Genomic DNA, 16179 nt, shown 5'->3' on the forward strand with positions numbered 1-16179 from the left:
GTGTCAGGGCGTCAGCTCAGTGAGTGACGCCACGTTCACCGGCGCACCGTAATCCACCCCCGGCAGCTCGAAGCCGTTGAGCTGCATGAACTCCTGGCGCAACCCGGCAAAATCCCCCAGGGTGCGGAAGTTCTCCGGCGTCACCTTGGGCCAGAGTGCCGAGACGGCGGCCTGCACCGCTGGCTCAAGCTCGTGGTCATCCATCCGGATCAGCCGGTTGCCATCGGCGACGACCCCTCTGGGCCCGTACATCTTGTCGGCAAACAGCCGCTGCATCTGCTCGATGCAGCCCTCGTGGACACCACGCTCCTTCATCACCCCCATCAACAGGCCCAGATAGACAGGCAGCACCGGAATAAACACGCTCGCCTTGGTCACCAGCGCCTTGCAGACCGACACCCAGGCATGACCGCCAATCCCGGCAAGTTGCAGGTTGATGGTCTCGGCGGTGGCGTGCAGGTGCTCCTTGGCATAGCCGATGGTGCCGTCCCGATAGAGGGGATAGGTGGACTCGGGGCCAATGTAGGAGTAGGCGACGGTCCGGGCACCGGGGGCCAGGCAATCCGCCTGCTGCAATGCCTGCATCCAGCGCTGCCAGTCCTCGCCCCCCATCACGGTGACGGTGTCGCGGATCTCCTCCGGGGTGGCTGGCACCAGCGACTGCTGCACCAGCGCATCGTGCTCCAGATCCAGCCCCCAACCTTGCAGCGGCTGGCCTGTGGTCTTGAGCACCGAGCGTACCTGTGTGCCATCCGGCATCACCCTGACTCCGCTCGCCAGCGAATAGACCACCAGATCCACCTGCCCGAGCTGCTGGCGGATGACGTCGATGGCCTGCTGGCGCATGGTGTCGGAGAAGGCATCCCCAATCAGGTTGACGGCGATGCGACCGGCTTGCTCCGCCGCCTGACGAAACCAGATGTTGTTGTACCAGCCAGCACTGCCGAGCCCCTTGTCGGAGGGACCCCGCTCGAACGAGACGCCCAGGGTATCGGCCCCGGCGCCGAAGGTGAGCGCGATCCGGGACGCCAGCCCGAAACCGGACGATGCCCCCAGCACCAGCACCCGTTTCGGCCCGTTGAACGGCCCCGCCGCCCGCACCTGTTCGATCTGTTGCAGCACGGCGGCGCGACAACCCATGGGGTGGCAATTGCGTGCAACACAACCCTGGATCTGGGGATGAATGATCATGAAGGACTCTCCGGTGCATCGGTGGGACATGAGAAACGGCCATGACAGCGTCACCCGGTTGCAGGTGAGGAGCCCTGGCCGTTTTGCCAAGGGAACTGGCTACAGCATAACCAAGGGGGGCGGGATTACCTTGATGTCGGACGGGATATGGGCTGGAAGAGGGCAGAAAAACAAAAGGGAGCGCGAGGCTCCCCAAAGCGGTATTCAGATGCTTTTTGTTGTTTTGTGTTCATTGCGAAGCACGGGCACATCCTATTCCCCCACCTTCCCGAGGGCAATAGCACGCCTGTGACCGGCGTCAAACTCCTGTTCAAAATATGCACTCCCCGGCCACCTGCACCTCTACGCCTTCCGGTTCGGGGTCAGGCAAATCCTGAAACTGTGGCGACGATGCCGTTTTAGTTTCAGCAGACATTGGTATAGTGGACCCAGGATCAGTGAGGAGAACCCCCATGAATGGAACCTATTACAAACACGTACTGGCCGCGATCGACCTGTCGGAAGACAACCGCAAGGTGATCGAGAAGGCAGTCGACCGGGCCCGCTCCAACGGCGCCAAGCTGTCGGTGATCCATGTGGATGTGGACCTCAAGGATCTCTACACCGAGATGATCGATATCGACATCGACAACGTGCAGGACCAGGTGATCGCCGAGGCGAAAGAGAAGCTGGAAGCCTTCCTGGCGTCGGTGGACTACCCCATCGAGAAGAAGCTGGTGATCTGCGGCGATTTGAGCGAGCGGGTCAACCAGGCGGTCAGGGATTATCAGATCGACCTGCTGGTGTGCGGCCACCGCCAAAGCTTCTGGAGTCTGCTCACCTCGAGCGCGCGCCAGCTGATGAATACCGTGCCCTGCGATCTGCTGGTCGTCCCCTTGCAGAAGTGACCGAACAGGCGTAGTTTGATTTGCCATGAATATGACCTCGTTCAATCACAACTACTGGTGGTGCTGCTCTTAAACAGGCGGCACTGCTTTTCTATGTAATATTTCCCAAAGAAAACACCGTGACCGCCGAGAGGCGGTCATTGTTTTCATCCCTTTGTCGCTTCCCGGCTCACCCAACTGGAGAGAGTGACATGCACAACCCCGTGATCCTGACCGGCGACCGCCCCACCGGCAAACTGCACATCGGCCACTACGTCGGCTCCCTGCGCCAGCGCGTGGCCGCCCAGCACCATTACCGCCAGTTCGTCATGATCGCCGATCTGCAGGCGCTGACCGACAACGGCCACAACCCGGCCAAGGTGACCGATCACGTGCTGGAGGTAATGGCCGACTACCTGGCCGCCGGCCTCGACCCTGCCAAGACCACCTTCTGCCTGCAGAGCGCCCTGCCCGCCCTCGCCGAACTCACGACCTACTACCTCAACCTGGTCAGCGTCGCACGGCTGGAGCGCAACCCCACCGTCAAGGCCGAAATCCAGCAGAAAGGGTTCGAGCGCAGCCTGCCCGCCGGCTTCCTCGTCTATCCGGTCAGCCAGGCCGCCGACATCACCGCCTTTCGTGCCACTCACGTGCCGGTGGGCGAGGATCAGCTGCCCATGCTGGAGCAGACCAACGAGATAGTGCGCCGCTTCAACACCCTGGTTGGCAAAGAGGTGCTGACCGAGTGCCAGCCCATCCTGAGCGACACCGGCCGCCTGCCCGGCATCGACGGCAAGGCCAAGATGTCAAAGTCCCTTGGCAACACCATCGAACTCGGCATGTCGAGCGACGAGATCAAGCAGGCGGTGTTCGCCATGTATACCGACCCCAATCACCTCAAGGTGAGCGATCCGGGTCAGGTGGAGGGCAATACGGTGTTCGCCTATCTGGATGCCTTCCACCCCGACAAGGCCCTGGTGGCCGAGATGAAGGCCCACTACCAGCGCGGTGGTCTGGGGGACATGCGCTGCAAGCAGGTACTCAACGACTGCCTGCAGACCCTGCTTGCTCCGATGCGGGAGCGGCGCGAGGCAGCTATCGCCGACAAGCGCCAGCTGCTGCGCCTGTTGCAGCAGGGTACCGAGCAGGCCCGGGCCCTCACCGACGAGGTGCTGGCCGAGGTGAAGGGGGCGATGGGGCTGGACTACTTCTCCGGATTGGCGTGATCTGCCCCCTGCGGCGCGGGATGGCCGAGCGCATCCGCGCCGTAGCGCTCCCTCGCCAGCCGGTGCAACAACCCCTTGAACCAGCCGATCGCCTCGTCATGGGCACTGAGCGGGTGGCCCGCCATCAGGTAGACGATGGGGATGGCGGGTTCCAGCTGGTGCAGGCGCAACGGATAGTGGCGACAGAAGTGGCGCCCGATCATCTCGGGCACCACCACCAGGTAGCGGCCGGTCGCCATCAGCGGCGGTACCGCCATAAAGCTCGGCAGCCTGACCCCCAGCTCCCGCTCCACCCCGAAACGGGCCAGCCAGAGATCCACCATGGCCTGGCTGTGGCCCCAGCTGGAGGTGTGGATATGGGGGCGGCTGACCAGTTCTCCCGGCCCCAGCATGTCGGGCAGAGCGCTGCCGAGGGGAGACAAACAGACCAGCGGATTGCTGAACCACTCCTCGCGCCACAACCGGGGCGAGAGGTGGTTGGCACCGGCGAAACCGATCACCAGATCCAGTTCCCCCTTCTCCAGCTCCCGCTCGTAGTCGCTGTCCGCCAGCTCGCACACTTCCAGTCGGCAGTGGGGAGCCTGCTGCACCATCCACTCCACCAGCACCGGCACCAGGCCGTGCTCCACCGAGCCCGGGGTGGCGATGCGAAAGATCCGCCGCGCACTTGCCGGGTCGAATCCCTTGGCCTGACGCAGCCCCTGCTCCAGCATGGCCAGCGCCTGGCGCACCGGGCTCGCCAGCGCCTTGGCCCGTTCGGTCGGCATCATCTCGCGCCGACTCATCACGAACAGCGGGTCATCCAGCGCCTGGCGCAAGCGCCCCAGCGCATGGCTGACGGTGGATTGGGAGAGGTGCAGCCGTTCGGCGGCACGGGTGACGTTGCGCTCCTGCATCAGCATGTCGAACACGGTGAGCAGGTTGAGGTCGAGGCGGGAGAGAGGCAGTTCCATCGATATTGGCCATAGTTGAATGACGACAATTCATTTTTGGCATAGTAGCAGATTGCATAGAATGCGCAGGCGAATTACATCGGAGATTCAAATGCGTAGCTATCTGTTGTTGCTGGCGATCGGCCTGTTGTGGGGCTCCCAGTTCATTTTCATGCACCAGGCCGTGGCTGAACTGCCCCCCATCATGGTGGCCGCCGGACGCGCCCTGTGCGGCAGCCTGACCCTGGGTCTGCTCTGCCTGTTCATGCGCCTCAAGAGTGAACACACGCCCTGGCGAACCTATATGCTGATCGCCCTGCTCGACGCCACCATCCCCTTCATCATGGTGGCCTGGGGACAACAGTATGTGGACAGCGCCATCGCGGCCGTGGTCATGGGTTGTATCCCCTTTGTGACCATTCTGGCGGCTCCCTTGTTTATTTCTGGTGAAAGAATCACCAAGGGCGGCCTCGTCTCCGTGATCATCGGCTTCATCGGCGTGCTGGTACTGTTCTGGCCCAAGCTGACCAGCGGCATGAATGCCGGCCTGCTCGGTGCCATGGCCATCCTGTTCGGTGCCAGCTGCTTCGCCATCGGCCTGCTGATGATCAAGCGCTTCGCCAAGGACCATCCTGTGGTCGTGGCCCGCAACATCCTGATCTCCTCGGCCATCCAGCTGCTGCTGGCCGCGCCCTTCGTTGCCGACCTGAGCAGCCTCACCCTGCCGAGCCAGCAGGCCATGGGCGCCGTCGCCATGCTGGGGATCTTCTGTACCGGCCTGGTCTACTTCCTCTACATGGCGCTGATCCAGAAGGCGGGCCCGACCTTCGCCTCCTTCAGCAACTACCTGGTGCCGCTGTTCGGCGTCATGCTGGGAGCCCTGTTCCTCGGCGAGCAGATCCAGTCCACCACGGGCGTGGCGCTGGCCCTGATCCTGGGTTCGGTCGCCCTCAACCAGTGGGCACAGCAGCGCCGCCAACAGCGGGAGGCTGCCTTATGTCAGGCATCCTGACCACCCTCTGCGGCGGTCTGGTACTGATAGCCGGCTGGCAGTATCGCCACCGGCTGGCCGGGGTGCTGGGTCTGCTGATGCTGCTGCTGCCCTGGTTCTTCGACAGCAAGCTGCAAGCCATGCTGAACTATGCACTGAATGCCTGAAGACCCTCTCTGCGTGTGTGACGAGAGTGTATCTCTCCTGTTTTTGGGACCGTTTTAACAAAACCTCCGATTTGTCCCCTCTACCGGCGCCCTGCGCCGGTTTTTTTATCTCTGCGCCTCTGGTCCGTAGCGATAACTCAACCGCTCGTTCTTGCGCGGCCCCGTTATCTGCCAGGCGAGCAGGAAACCCTCGCCGGTTTCGGTCAGCTCGGCGCTGTAGTGATCCTGCCCGCACAGGTGAGGCTCGGCCGTGACCCAGTACCCGTCCCCCCGGGGCAACAGCTCGAACAGCATCACCGGCTGCTCGTAGCGCAGGTGGGAGAGCATGATCCCCCGTGCGGTGCGCTGCCACCAGAAGCGGTTGTGCATGGTCAGCTCCCGGCCATGGGGCGTGGTGTAGCGACCCGTCTCGGCATACAGCCACCCCCCATGGTGATCGGTCACCACCACGACCCCCTCCCCGCGACCGCACCAGTCGGTGGCGGATCCGGCCCCGTTGCTCGCCTCGAAGGCAAATGCTCCGATCTGTGACAACCCTTCCCATAAACGCTGGATCGCGCCTTCCAACTCGGCCATCATAGCGCCCTCCAAATTGACAACTGACGACAATTCAATCACATGAACTACTTGATAGGGGTTACCCTGCTCTGGTCCTTCTCCTTCAGCCTGATCGGGGTCTACCTTGCCGGTCAGGTGGATGCCTACTTCTCGGTACTGACCCGCATCGTGCTCGCCAGCCTGGTGTTTCTGCCCTTCCTGCGCCGTCGCTGGCTGCGCCCCGATCTGGTGGCCAAGCTGATGGCCCTCGGTGCCATCCAGCTCGGCATCATGTATCTCTTCTACTACCACTCCTTCCTGCTCTTGACTGTACCGGAAGTGCTGGTGTTCACCATCTTCACCCCCATCTATGTCACCCTGATCCACGACCTGCTGGAAGGGCGCTTCAAGCCTGTCTATCTGTGGGGGGCCCTGCTGGCGGTGCTGGGGGCGGCCGTCATCCGTTTCGACGGCCTGACCGAAAGCTATGTACTGGGATTCCTGGTGGTGCAGGGCGCCAACGTCTGCTTCGCCCTGGGTCAGGTAGGCTACAAGGTGCTGCTGGCCCGGGAGGCTGAGCAGCCGCCCCAGCTGGCGGTGTTCGGCTGCTTCTATCTGGGCGCCCTGGTGATCGCCCTGCCCGCCTGGTGGCTGCTGGGCAAACCTCAATATCCCGCCAGCCCCCTGCAATGGGGCATCCTCTTCTGGCTGGGGGTCGGGGCATCCGGGCTCGGCTACTTCCTGTGGAACAAGGGGGCGACTCTGGTCAGCAGCGGCGTGCTGGCCATCATGAACAACGCCTTGATCCCCGCGGGTCTGCTGGTCAATCTGGTGCTCTGGGGAAAGGATACCGACCTGCTCAGGCTCGGTCTGGGCGCCCTGCTGATGCTGGCTTCTCTCTGGGTCTGCCAGCGTCAGCAGGTCAGTGAGCGCTGACTGAAAACCATTGACGCTGATGGGTCCATCGGCGTCAATGGGTTCGCGGACAGTGACTGGCCGTCAGCCGACCACGGCGTTGTGTTCCCGCTTCGCCTGACCGTGGCAGGAGGCCAACCGGGCCAGCAGGTGATCGAGCTGCTCGGCACTCTGGCTCTGCACCAGGCCGATGCTCACGGTCACCGGACGCTGGGGCAGCAGGCTGGCGTCGGCGATCTCGAGACGCAGCCGCTCGGCAATCTCCAGGCCGCTCAACCGATCGGTCTGGGAGAGCATCAGGATGAAGCCGTCTTCGTCCCAACGGGCGAAGGGATCTTCCCGGCGCAGCTCGCGACGCACGATGCGGGCCAGCTTGGCCAGCATGGCGTCGCAGGCCGCCTCCCCGAACAACTGCAGGATCTTGCTGCGGTGATCCACGCTGAACTGCAGCAGACAGAAACTGCCGCTCTCGCTGGCCAGCCGTTCATCCAGCAACAGCTCGAAGTGGCTGCGGCTCTCGAGGCCGGTGAGGGGATCCGTGTCGTGGCGATCCTCCAGGGGCGCCATGGCGGCATCCAGATGGCGAACCACCCCCAGCAGTTGACCCCCTTCGTCGCGACGGACCCGCTCCTCCAGCCGGATGTAATGGCCCTGATGGTGCAGGATGCGGTACTCGAGTCGAAGCCCGTTGCTGCGCCCTTGCTGACAGGTCTCCAGGGCCTCTGCCAGACGGGGAGCATCATCCGGATGTACCCGATCCAGCCAGCCGAGATCCCCCAGCTCGCCCCCCTCCAGACCCAGCAGTTGCAGACAGGAAGGGTCCCGCCTCAGACCCTGCCCGGCCGACCAGGTCCAGATCCCGGCCTCCAACATCGCCATGGCCTGTGCCATCAGCGTCACCTCAAGGGGAGTGGTGACCTCAACCCCGGCAGTCTCATACCTTTCCATCACGCGCCTCGAAACCGGATCTGAATATCTGTCCAAGCAATCACACTCAATAAGTAACATTGGTGCTGGCGCCGAGCAACCGCGCCAGCATCGCTGGCCTCGCACCTCTCGCTTCTGGTGGTCCGCCATCAGGGCTTGCCAGCCTCCAGATACGAAGTGAAGCTCGACGTCACGCCACCTTGCCCTGATAGCCTGCCATCAGCGCCTGCCAGTTCTCCGGCACGAAGTGGAAGCTGGTGTGCAGTTGCGACTCCTTGTTGAAGGAGCGCAGCAACCGCTCCAGGTTGGCCTGCTGCCAGTTGCCGGGGGAGCGGATGGCACCTTTGTCGAAGTCGATCACCCACACCTTGCCCTCCTTGTCGAGCAGCAGGTTGTGGCTGTTGAGATCCGCATGATAGACCCCTGCATCGTGCAACTGGCGCACCGTTTTGCCTATCTTGTGCCACACCTCACCGGCGATCGGCCCCTGCTTGAGCAGGGCCACCAGATCCTTGGCGCCGCGAATGCGCTCGATCAGGATGTCGGCCCGATAGAAGGGCCCCTGCTTGACCATGCGGGCCGCAAAGGGGCGCGGCACCGGCAGCCCCTGTTCACTCAGGGTCGCCAGCAGACGATATTCAGCCATGGCCCGGCTGCTCTCCACCCCCTCAAACCAGAACCGGTCACGCACCAGCTTGCCCACCATGCCGCCACGGTAGTAGTGACGCAGCACCAAGTGACGGGATTCATCCTTCACGAACCAGGTCACCCCGCGGCCGATGGAAGAGCCCACCACCTGGCGATGGGTCTGCCACCAGACAGGATCGAACAAGGCAGGGGAAGGGTCGCGGAAGACTCCGTCGGCATACCAGCAGACCTGGTTGTGGGTGGTGTGTGTCAGCATGATGAGAATTCCGGTCGATAGTGGGTGCAGGGCATCCTTTCAGAAAGCCGTGCCGGTCGGGCAACCGGCGCAATTTTACAATCCACAGGGGAGTTTGCATAATGCCATCCATCCATTTTGCCATCGTTGCGCCACATCATGCCGCTGTTCCAAACGCCGCCCTCCTCCATCTGCATCCTGCGGCTCTCCGCCATCGGAGATTGCTGCCACGCGCTGGCGCTGGTACGCGTCATCCAGCGGGAGTGGCCCCAGACCCGCATCACCTGGATCACCGGCAAGATTGAGGCGACCCTGTTCGCCGATCTGCCGGGGGTCGAGGTCATTCCCTTCGACAAGAGCAAGGGGTGGCGCGGCTATCGCGATCTCTGGCAGACCCTCAAGGGGCGCAGGTTCGATGCCCTGCTCCACCTGCAGGCCGCCATGCGCGCCAGCATCGCCACCCTCGGCATCAAGGCCAAGGTCAAACTCGGGTTTGATCGGGAGCGCGCCAGCGACGGTCAGTGGCTGTTCACCAACCATCGAGTTCCCTCACCCGCCTCCCCCCACGTGCTGGACGGCTTTCTCGCCTTCGCCAAAGAGCTCGGGATAAAGGATCTGACCCCGGACTGGCAACCGCCCATCAGCGCCGAGCACCAGGCCTGGGCGAAGGAAAAAATTGGCGGCAAGCCGACCCTGCTCATCTGCGCCGCTGCCAGCAAGGCATTCAAGAATTGGACTGCCGCCGGCTATGCCGCGCTGGCGGATCACGCCGCAGACAAGGGCTTTCAGGTCTATCTGTGCGGCGGACCGGCCAGGCTGGAGCGGGATCTCGCCGCCGAGATCCAGCGCCTCAGCCAGAGCAAGCCGGAAGATTTGGTGGGGCAGACCAGCCTCAAGCAATTGATGGCGCTGATTGGCGAGGCGAGCCTGGTGCTGGCCCCGGATACCGGCCCTGCCCACATGGCCACCCTGGTGGGGACACCCGTGATCGGCCTCTACGCCCACCACAACCCCGCCCGTACCGGCCCCTATCTGTGCCGGGATTATCTGGTCAGCGTCTATCAGGAGCTGATTGAACAGGAGACCGGCAAGCCGCTGGCCGAGCTCGGCTGGCGCACCCGCCTCAAGGATCCGGACGCCATGGCCAAGATAAGCCGCGAGCGGGTCATCGCCGCCTTCGACCGCCTCTGTACCGACAAGCATCTTCTACCGACCCAGGGCAACTCGGAAATTCCGAGCCCTGGCGCAGGGATAATCTGATGGCCCGGCCCCGGCTCCGTGGGCAGAATGGCCCTCTATGCGGGTAACGCCCGCACAGCAAGCTACGGATATTTTGATCGGCTGGAATATGATTCCGGCCGTTTTTTTATCCGCCCCCATCTGCTAACATTCGCCGCCTTTACATCCTCCTGACTCTGATTCCTCCGCGCATTGCGAGCAACCGTCTCCCTTATCGGGCACAAGACGGCGGCCTCTGCTACAACCAAAGCGCGGATCATCGCTTAAAGGTACAGACATGGCGCAACAAGGCACTCTCTATATCATCTCTTCCCCGAGCGGGGCCGGTAAGTCCAGCCTGCTCAATGCCTTGCTGACCCAGCACAACGCCGCCGGCAAGATGCAACTCTCGGTCTCCCACACCACGCGCGCCACCCGTCCCGGTGAAGAGCACGGGGTGCACTACCACTTCGTCAAGGTGGAAGAGTTCAAGGCGCTGATCGAGCGCGGTGACTTTCTGGAGTGGGCAGAAGTCTTCGGCAACTACTACGGCACTTCCCGCGCCGCCATCGAGGCCTGTCTGGCACAGGGCATCGACGTCTTCCTCGACATCGACTGGCAGGGCGCCCGCCAGATCCGCGAACTGATGCCGACCAAGTCCATCTTCATCCTGCCCCCCAGCCGCGAGGAGCTGGAGCGCCGCCTGATCGGCCGCGGCCAGGACAGCGCCGAGGTGATCAAGGGCCGGATGGAGAAAGCCATTGCCGAAATGGTGCACTATGACGAGTATGACTATGTCATCATCAATGAAGACTTTGAGCTGGCACTGTTCCAGCTCAGGGCCGTCATCGAATGCCAGCGCCTGGAAATGCGTCAGCAACAGCAGGCCCAGCAAAACTTGCTGAAACAGCTACTGGCAGAGTAAGCCAAAAACAAGTAAACTTTTGCGTCATTTTTAAACACTGCTTTTTCAATCACAGAAAGCCCAAACACTGGAGTCCCGCATGGCCCGCGTTACTGTAGAAGATGCTGTAAAACAGGTAGGTAACCGTTTTGACCTGGTGCTGGTCGCCGCGCGCCGCGCTCGTCAAATCGCGGTACAAGGCAAGGATCCCCTGGTCGACGAAGAGAACGACAAGCCGACCGTGATCGCCCTGCGCGAGATCGAACTGGGTCTGGTCAACAACCAGGTGATGGATACTCAGGACCGCTACGAGCAGCAAGAGCAGGAAGCCGCCGAGCTGGCTGCCGTTGCTGCCATCGCAGAAGGTCGCGGCTAAGTCAGTCGCTTCCCATAGTCGGCGCCCGCCCGGGTGCCGGCTGTTCTCCCCATTTACAACCGCTCGAAAACCTCGCAAACTCGAGGGCATACCCTCAATTTCACGGATTGCCGTTTAACCGCTGCGGGGACTGTCTTGTATTTATTTGAAAATCTTAAAGAAATAGCCAGTTCCTACCTGCCACCCGAGCAGGTTGAGAAGCTCAGGCAAGCCTATGTGGTAGCCCGTGATGCTCACCAGGGACAGATGCGTTCCAGTGGTGAACCCTACATCACTCATCCCGTTGCCGTGGCCCGCATCCTGGGCGACATGCGCCTCGATCACGAAACCCTGATGGCTGCCGTGCTGCACGACGTCATCGAAGATACCCCTGTCACCAAGGACGATCTTGCCGAGCAGTTTGGCAACGCCGTCGCCGAGCTGGTCTCCGGTGTCTCCAAGCTCGACAAGCTGAAGTTCCGCGATCGCAAGGAAGCCCAGGTCGAGAACTTCCGCAAGATGATGATGGCCATGACCCAGGACATCCGGGTCATCCTGATCAAGCTGGCCGACCGCACTCACAACATGCGTACCCTCGGCTCCTTGCGACCGGACAAGCGCCGCCGCATCGCCCGGGAAACCCTCGAGATTTTCGCCCCCATCGCCAACCGCCTCGGTATTCACACCATGAAGAACGAGCTGGAAGAGCTCGGCTTCGAGGCGCTCTACCCCATGCGCTCCCGGGTACTGCGGGAATCGGTACGCCGCGCCCGTGGCAACCGGCGTGAAATCATCGACTCCATCCAGAGCGAGATTGAGGGGCGTCTGCGGGAAGCCGGCATCGATGCCCAGGTAAGCGGACGCGAGAAGAACCTGTTCTCCATCTACAACAAGATGGAGAAGAAAGAACTGCAATTCCACGAAGTGATGGATATCTATGCCTTCAGAGTGAGAGTGAAAGACATAGACACCTGCTACCGGGTGCTTGGGCAGATGCACAGCCTCTACAAGCCGCGCCCCGGTCGCTTCAAGGACTACATCGCCATCCCCAAGACCAACGGCTACCAGTCCCTGCACACCTCCCTGGTGGGCCCCCACGGGGTACCGGTGGAGGTGCAGATCCGCACCGAGTTCATGGACCAGATGGCCGACAAGGGCGTCGCCGCCCACTGGGCCTACAAGCAGGATGGGGACAGCTCGGGTACCACGGCCCAGATCCGCGCCCAACGCTGGATGCAGAGCCTGCTGGAGCTGCAACAGAGCGCCGGCAGCTCCTTCGAGTTCATCGAGGGAGTCAAGACCGACCTCTTCCCCGACGAGATCTACGTCTTCACACCGGAGGGCCGCATCATGGAGCTGCCCGCCGGCGCCACCCCGGTGGACTTCGCCTACACGGTGCACACCGACATCGGTCACGCCTGCGTCGGTTCCCGGGTCGACCGCCACCCCTATCCGCTCAGCAGCCCGCTGCACTCCGGTCAGACGGTGGAGATCATCACGGCCCCCGGCGCCCGCCCGAACGCGGCCTGGCTCAACTTCGTGGTGACCACCAAGGCGCGCTCCAAGATACGTCAGTTCCTCAAGAACCTGCGCACCGAAGAGTCCGTGGTGCTGGGCCGCCGCCTGCTCAACCATGCCCTCGGCGCCAAGAACATCGAAGACATCCCGGAAGCCCGCGTCAAGCAGGTGCTGGCCGATACCAAACACGAGAACCTGCAGGGGCTGCTGGCCGACGTGGGCCTTGGCAACGCCATGAGCGTCATGGTGGCCCGCCGCATGCTCGGGGATGAGCTGCCGCCGGAAGAGCAGCCCAAATCCACCAGTAAAAAGATGCCGATCAAGGGCGCCGACGGCATGCTGGTCACCTTCGCCAACTGCTGCCGCCCCATTCCTGGGGATGCCATCATCGCCCACATCAGCCCGGGCAAGGGACTGGTGATCCACCAGGAGTCCTGCCGCAACATCAAGGGCTACAGCCGCGAACCGGACAAATACCTGCCGGTGCAGTGGGAGGTGGACAAGGAGCAGGAGCAGGAATTCCGCACCGGCATCAGCATCGAGATCGTCAACCACCAGGGCGCCCTGGCGGAGCTGGCCAACGTGATTGCCGCCACCGGCGCCAACATCCACGCCATCAGCACCGAGGAGAAAGATGGCCGGGTCTATGTGGTCACCCTGCTCATCACCACCAAGAGCCGGATCCACCTCGCCAACATCATGCGCAAGATCCGGGTCATGCCCAACGTGCTCAGGGTGAGCCGACAGAAAAACTGAACACAGGCGGCGCAAGCCGCCTGCTGCTTTTCAAGAGATACCCAGGGCCCCATGCCGCAGGCCACCAGCCTTGTTGCATGCACCGGCCTCACGACATAGAAACCGACATGACTCCTGAACGCTTCAAACGCATTTCCGACATGCTGGCCCAGCGCCAGCTCGACCTGACCGTCTGCATGGAAGAGGTTCATAAACCTCACAACCTGGCCGCCATCGTGCGCACCGCCGATGCCATCGGCATCCACCGGGTGCATGCGGTCTGGCCCAAGAGCTGGATCCACAAGCGCAAAGGCACCGCCCGCGGCAGCCAGAACTGGGTGGACGTGAAGCTGCACCCGGACATCGGCAGTGCCGTGACCGAACTCAAAGCTTCCGGCATGCAGATCCTGGCGACCCACCTCTCCGACAGCTCCGTGGACTTTCGCGCCATCGACTACACCAGACCCACCGCCATCCTGGTGGGCCAGGAGAAGCACGGCATCGGCGAAGAGGCGCTGGCCTTGGCCGATCACCATATCGTCATCCCCATGGTAGGCATGGTGCAGTCCCTCAACGTCTCGGTGGCCGCCGCCGCCATCCTCTACGAGGCCCAGCGCCAGCGCGAACTGGCCGGCTGCTATCAGCGCGGCTGCCCGCTCACACCTGAAGAACAGAACACCATCTTGTTCGAGGGGGGCTATCCCGTCTATGCCCAGCTCTGCAAGGAGAAAGAGATGCCCTACCCCCAGCTCGGTCCGGCCGGCGAGATCCTGGCGGACGAACGCTGGTGGCAGCAGATGCAGCTGACGCGCAAAGGGTGGGCCGCCCAGCAATCGGATGATCCTTCGGAAGAGTACACTGATGAAGCTTAACCACCTGCCCCTGCTGGCCCTGACCCTGTTTTCTGCCGGAGCCCTTGCCGTGAGCAATCCTTACCAGCTGACCACTGAAGCCGACGTTCCCGCCCTCTATCAGCAGACCCTGCCCGACTTCTGGCGCGACCATGCCGCCCCGGGGGAGTTCAAGGGCAAGGACGGGGTCACCCTCCGCTATGCCGCCCTGCGCCAGCCCAAGATCGATCGCGCCATCCTCATCGTCAACGGCCGGGTCGAGAGCTACCTCAAGTATCAGGAGCTGGCCTGGGATCTCTGGCGCCAGGGTTACAGCCTCTACCTCATCGATCATCGCGGCCAGGGAATGTCAGACCGCATGCTGGCCGACAAAGAGAAGGGATATGTCGACCAGTTCGACGACTATGTCGCCGATCTCAAACAGTTTCATGACGAAGTGATCGCCCAGGACCAACCCGCCAAGCTGTTCCTGCTGGCCCACTCCATGGGGGGGGCCATCTCGGCCCGCTATCTGGAACGCTGGCCGAACGACATCCAGGCGGCGGTGCTCTCCTCCCCCATGATGGGCATCAACCTCGGCGGCCTGCCCAAGTGGCTGGCCAAGGGGTTGGCGGCCACCATCGGCACGGTCGGCGGCTGGGTGGGCGAGCCCCCCTACGGCCCGGGTCAGGGACCCTATGAGGATCACGGCTTTGCCGACAACGAGCTGACCCACAGCACGACGCGTTATCAGGCCTTCCGCCAGATCTACGAACAGCGTCCCCAGGTCAGGCTGGGGGGCGCCACCGCCCACTGGATCCATCAGGCCATCACAGGATCGGACGCGGCCGTAGCCGACGCAGGCGCCATCAAGACGCCCCTGCTGCTGCTGCAGGCCGGCGAGGACAGCGTGGTGGACAACGCCGCCCAGGAAGCCTTCTGCGCCAAGGCCCAATGTGATGGGAGCAAGCCGCTGCGCATCGAAGGGGCCTGGCACGAGCTCTTCATCGAGGCGGATCCCCAGCGCCAGGTCGCGCTCAATGCAACCCTGGCCTTCTTCGCACGCTACTGACGCGACCAGAAGGGGCTGGTTATTTTTTGGATCCCTAAATAAATGGGGTGACGGCAGACGCTGGGGTACACTCCCCCGGCGTTCAATTGAAGTCGAGGTAATGATGTTCAAGGTAGTTGTGTCCGATCTCGATGGTACCCTGCTCAACGGGCAGCACCAGATCTCCTCCCGCACCCGGGATACCCTGCACCGTCTGGTCGATCAGGGCGTCAAGTTCGTGGTCGCCACCGGCCGTCACCATGTGGATGTGCGCAGCATCCGCGATGCGCTGGGGCTGGATATCTACCTCATTACCTCCAACGGCGCCGTGGTACACGACAAGCAGGATCAGCTGGTCTACAACCAGGCGTTGCCGAGCACGGTGGCGGCCGAGCTGATCGCCATGGAGCGCGACCCGTCCATCCACATCAACGTCTACTACGGCGACGAGTGGCTGGTGGAAGAAGAGCTGCCCTGGTTGCTGCAGTTCCATCACGACTCCGGCTTCAGCTACCGCCTGGCGGATCTGGCCAACCACCCGAAGGACAGGGTCAACAAGGTGTTCTACATCGGCGACCACGACAAGCTGCTGAAGATAGAGGCGCACCTCAACCAGCAATATGGTGATCGGATCAACGTCACCTTCTCCCTGCCTGACTGCCTCGAGGTGATGCACGCCGGCGTGCACAAGGGCAATGCCGTGCGCGCCGTGCTGGAGCAGCACGGGCTGGAGATGTCCCAGGCCGTGGCCTTCGGCGATGGCATGAACGACTTCGAGATGCTGAGCATGGTGGGCCGTGGCGTGGTCATGGGCAACGCCCACGATCGCCTCAAGCAGGCCCTGCCAGAGCACGAACAGACCCTCACTTCCGATGAAGATGGCGTTGCCGTCTATCTGGAGAAACTGTTCGCCTCCCAGACCCGCTGATAAGG

At 62.6% G+C, this 16179-nt stretch carries 17 protein-coding genes; 12 read left to right on the forward strand and 5 right to left on the reverse strand.

Annotated features, from left to right (window positions below; translation table 11 throughout):
• Window positions 1-3: 3 nt before the first annotated feature.
• Entirely contained in the window at window positions 4-1191 is a 1188-nt protein-coding gene (gene fabV, locus I6L48_RS03465; RefSeq protein WP_045522675.1) for an enoyl-ACP reductase FabV, read from the reverse strand.
• A 452-nt stretch (window positions 1192-1643) separates the two neighbouring features.
• Between fabV and I6L48_RS03470 the strand changes: the two genes are divergently transcribed.
• Both I6L48_RS03470 and trpS read left to right on the forward strand, forming a co-directional pair.
• Complete coding sequence (locus I6L48_RS03470) at window positions 1644-2078, forward strand: universal stress protein (RefSeq protein ID WP_042882110.1); 435 nt, start codon at window positions 1644-1646, stop codon at window positions 2076-2078.
• Between the two features lie 191 nt (window positions 2079-2269).
• Entirely contained in the window at window positions 2270-3283 is a 1014-nt protein-coding gene (gene trpS, locus I6L48_RS03475) for a tryptophan--tRNA ligase (protein WP_104455000.1), read from the forward strand.
• Here trpS and I6L48_RS03480 read toward each other — a convergent pair.
• Entirely contained in the window at window positions 3262-4236 is a 975-nt protein-coding gene (locus tag I6L48_RS03480) for a LysR family transcriptional regulator (protein ID WP_041212089.1), read from the reverse strand. The genes trpS and I6L48_RS03480 overlap by 22 nt on opposite strands.
• A 91-nt stretch (window positions 4237-4327) precedes the next feature.
• On the opposite strand from I6L48_RS03480, the gene I6L48_RS03485 reads away from it, so the two are divergent.
• Complete coding sequence (locus I6L48_RS03485) at window positions 4328-5227, forward strand: DMT family transporter (RefSeq protein WP_041212088.1); 900 nt, start codon at window positions 4328-4330, stop codon at window positions 5225-5227.
• Window positions 5212-5373, forward strand: a complete 162-nt coding sequence (locus I6L48_RS03490) for a hypothetical protein (protein WP_103858752.1) — start codon at window positions 5212-5214, stop codon at window positions 5371-5373. Before I6L48_RS03485 ends, I6L48_RS03490 begins: the two co-directional genes overlap by 16 nt.
• A gap of 105 nt (window positions 5374-5478) precedes the next feature.
• Here the strand turns inward: I6L48_RS03490 and I6L48_RS03495 are convergent, their stop codons facing one another.
• Window positions 5479-5949, reverse strand: a complete 471-nt coding sequence (locus I6L48_RS03495) for a DUF6314 family protein (protein WP_216988060.1) — start codon at window positions 5947-5949, stop codon at window positions 5479-5481.
• Between the two features lie 42 nt (window positions 5950-5991).
• Here I6L48_RS03495 and I6L48_RS03500 point away from each other — a divergent pair, with 42 nt between their 5' ends.
• The gene (locus I6L48_RS03500; RefSeq protein WP_041212087.1) at window positions 5992-6846 is read left to right on the forward strand and encodes a DMT family transporter; all 855 of its coding nucleotides are present in this window, start codon (window positions 5992-5994) and stop codon (window positions 6844-6846) included.
• A gap of 63 nt (window positions 6847-6909) precedes the next feature.
• On the opposite strand, the gene I6L48_RS03505 is transcribed toward I6L48_RS03500, so the two are convergent.
• Together I6L48_RS03505 and I6L48_RS03510 are read right to left on the reverse strand one after the other, a co-directional pair.
• A complete protein-coding gene (locus I6L48_RS03505) occupies window positions 6910-7773 on the reverse strand; it encodes a sensor domain-containing diguanylate cyclase (RefSeq protein ID WP_216987774.1) in 864 nt (287 codons plus the stop codon).
• A 169-nt stretch (window positions 7774-7942) separates the two neighbouring features.
• The gene (locus I6L48_RS03510) at window positions 7943-8656 is read right to left on the reverse strand and encodes a 3-deoxy-D-manno-octulosonic acid kinase (protein WP_010672321.1); all 714 of its coding nucleotides are present in this window, start codon (window positions 8654-8656) and stop codon (window positions 7943-7945) included.
• Between the two features lie 138 nt (window positions 8657-8794).
• Here I6L48_RS03510 and I6L48_RS03515 point away from each other — a divergent pair, with 138 nt between their 5' ends.
• From I6L48_RS03515 to I6L48_RS03545, 7 genes are all read left to right on the forward strand, one after another.
• Window positions 8795-9895 (forward strand): glycosyltransferase family 9 protein, encoded by a 1101-nt coding sequence (locus tag I6L48_RS03515; protein ID WP_216987775.1) that lies wholly within the window; start codon window positions 8795-8797, stop codon window positions 9893-9895.
• Between the two features lie 256 nt (window positions 9896-10151).
• Complete coding sequence (gene gmk / locus I6L48_RS03520; protein WP_041212085.1) at window positions 10152-10778, forward strand: guanylate kinase; 627 nt, start codon at window positions 10152-10154, stop codon at window positions 10776-10778.
• 79 nt (window positions 10779-10857) lie between these two features.
• Window positions 10858-11133 carry a DNA-directed RNA polymerase subunit omega gene (gene rpoZ, locus I6L48_RS03525; RefSeq protein WP_005307060.1) on the forward strand — a complete coding sequence of 92 codons (276 nt, stop codon included), beginning with the start codon at window positions 10858-10860 and terminating at the stop codon, window positions 11131-11133.
• A 135-nt stretch (window positions 11134-11268) separates the two neighbouring features.
• Entirely contained in the window at window positions 11269-13386 is a 2118-nt protein-coding gene (gene spoT / locus I6L48_RS03530; protein ID WP_039040667.1) for a bifunctional GTP diphosphokinase/guanosine-3',5'-bis pyrophosphate 3'-pyrophosphohydrolase, read from the forward strand.
• A gap of 107 nt (window positions 13387-13493) precedes the next feature.
• The gene (gene trmH, locus I6L48_RS03535; protein WP_164882621.1) at window positions 13494-14237 is read left to right on the forward strand and encodes a tRNA (guanosine(18)-2'-O)-methyltransferase TrmH; all 744 of its coding nucleotides are present in this window, start codon (window positions 13494-13496) and stop codon (window positions 14235-14237) included.
• Window positions 14227-15267, forward strand: a complete 1041-nt coding sequence (locus I6L48_RS03540; RefSeq protein WP_113069338.1) for an alpha/beta fold hydrolase — start codon at window positions 14227-14229, stop codon at window positions 15265-15267. Before trmH ends, I6L48_RS03540 begins: the two co-directional genes overlap by 11 nt.
• A gap of 103 nt (window positions 15268-15370) precedes the next feature.
• On the forward strand, window positions 15371-16174 hold the full coding sequence (locus I6L48_RS03545) for a Cof-type HAD-IIB family hydrolase (RefSeq protein ID WP_042016195.1): 804 nt from the start codon (window positions 15371-15373) through the stop codon (window positions 16172-16174).
• Window positions 16175-16179 lie beyond the last annotated feature (5 nt).

Origin of the sequence: Aeromonas sp. FDAARGOS 1418 (assembly GCF_019048585.1) — a bacterium.
Taxonomy (GTDB): Bacteria; Pseudomonadota; Gammaproteobacteria; order Enterobacterales; family Aeromonadaceae; genus Aeromonas; species Aeromonas caviae.

Bases quoted from the DNA above. Each gene is read 5' to 3' on its own strand.
- fabV (WP_045522675.1), bottom strand. From the start codon at position 1,191: ATGATCATTCATCCCCAGATCCAGGGTTGTGTTGCACGCAATTGCCAC.
- I6L48_RS03470 (WP_042882110.1), top strand. From the start codon at position 1,644: ATGAATGGAACCTATTACAAACACGTACTGGCCGCGATCGACCTGTCG.
- trpS (WP_104455000.1), top strand. From the start codon at position 2,270: ATGCACAACCCCGTGATCCTGACCGGCGACCGCCCCACCGGCAAACTG.
- I6L48_RS03480 (WP_041212089.1), bottom strand. From the start codon at position 4,236: ATGGAACTGCCTCTCTCCCGCCTCGACCTCAACCTGCTCACCGTGTTC.
- I6L48_RS03485 (WP_041212088.1), top strand. From the start codon at position 4,328: ATGCGTAGCTATCTGTTGTTGCTGGCGATCGGCCTGTTGTGGGGCTCC.
- I6L48_RS03490 (WP_103858752.1), top strand. From the start codon at position 5,212: ATGTCAGGCATCCTGACCACCCTCTGCGGCGGTCTGGTACTGATAGCC.
- I6L48_RS03495 (WP_216988060.1), bottom strand. From the start codon at position 5,949: ATGGCCGAGTTGGAAGGCGCGATCCAGCGTTTATGGGAAGGGTTGTCA.
- I6L48_RS03500 (WP_041212087.1), top strand. From the start codon at position 5,992: ATGAACTACTTGATAGGGGTTACCCTGCTCTGGTCCTTCTCCTTCAGC.
- I6L48_RS03505 (WP_216987774.1), bottom strand. From the start codon at position 7,773: ATGGAAAGGTATGAGACTGCCGGGGTTGAGGTCACCACTCCCCTTGAG.
- I6L48_RS03510 (WP_010672321.1), bottom strand. From the start codon at position 8,656: ATGCTGACACACACCACCCACAACCAGGTCTGCTGGTATGCCGACGGA.
- I6L48_RS03515 (WP_216987775.1), top strand. From the start codon at position 8,795: ATGCCGCTGTTCCAAACGCCGCCCTCCTCCATCTGCATCCTGCGGCTC.
- gmk (WP_041212085.1), top strand. From the start codon at position 10,152: ATGGCGCAACAAGGCACTCTCTATATCATCTCTTCCCCGAGCGGGGCC.
- rpoZ (WP_005307060.1), top strand. From the start codon at position 10,858: ATGGCCCGCGTTACTGTAGAAGATGCTGTAAAACAGGTAGGTAACCGT.
- trmH (WP_164882621.1), top strand. From the start codon at position 13,494: ATGACTCCTGAACGCTTCAAACGCATTTCCGACATGCTGGCCCAGCGC.
- I6L48_RS03540 (WP_113069338.1), top strand. From the start codon at position 14,227: ATGAAGCTTAACCACCTGCCCCTGCTGGCCCTGACCCTGTTTTCTGCC.
- I6L48_RS03545 (WP_042016195.1), top strand. From the start codon at position 15,371: ATGTTCAAGGTAGTTGTGTCCGATCTCGATGGTACCCTGCTCAACGGG.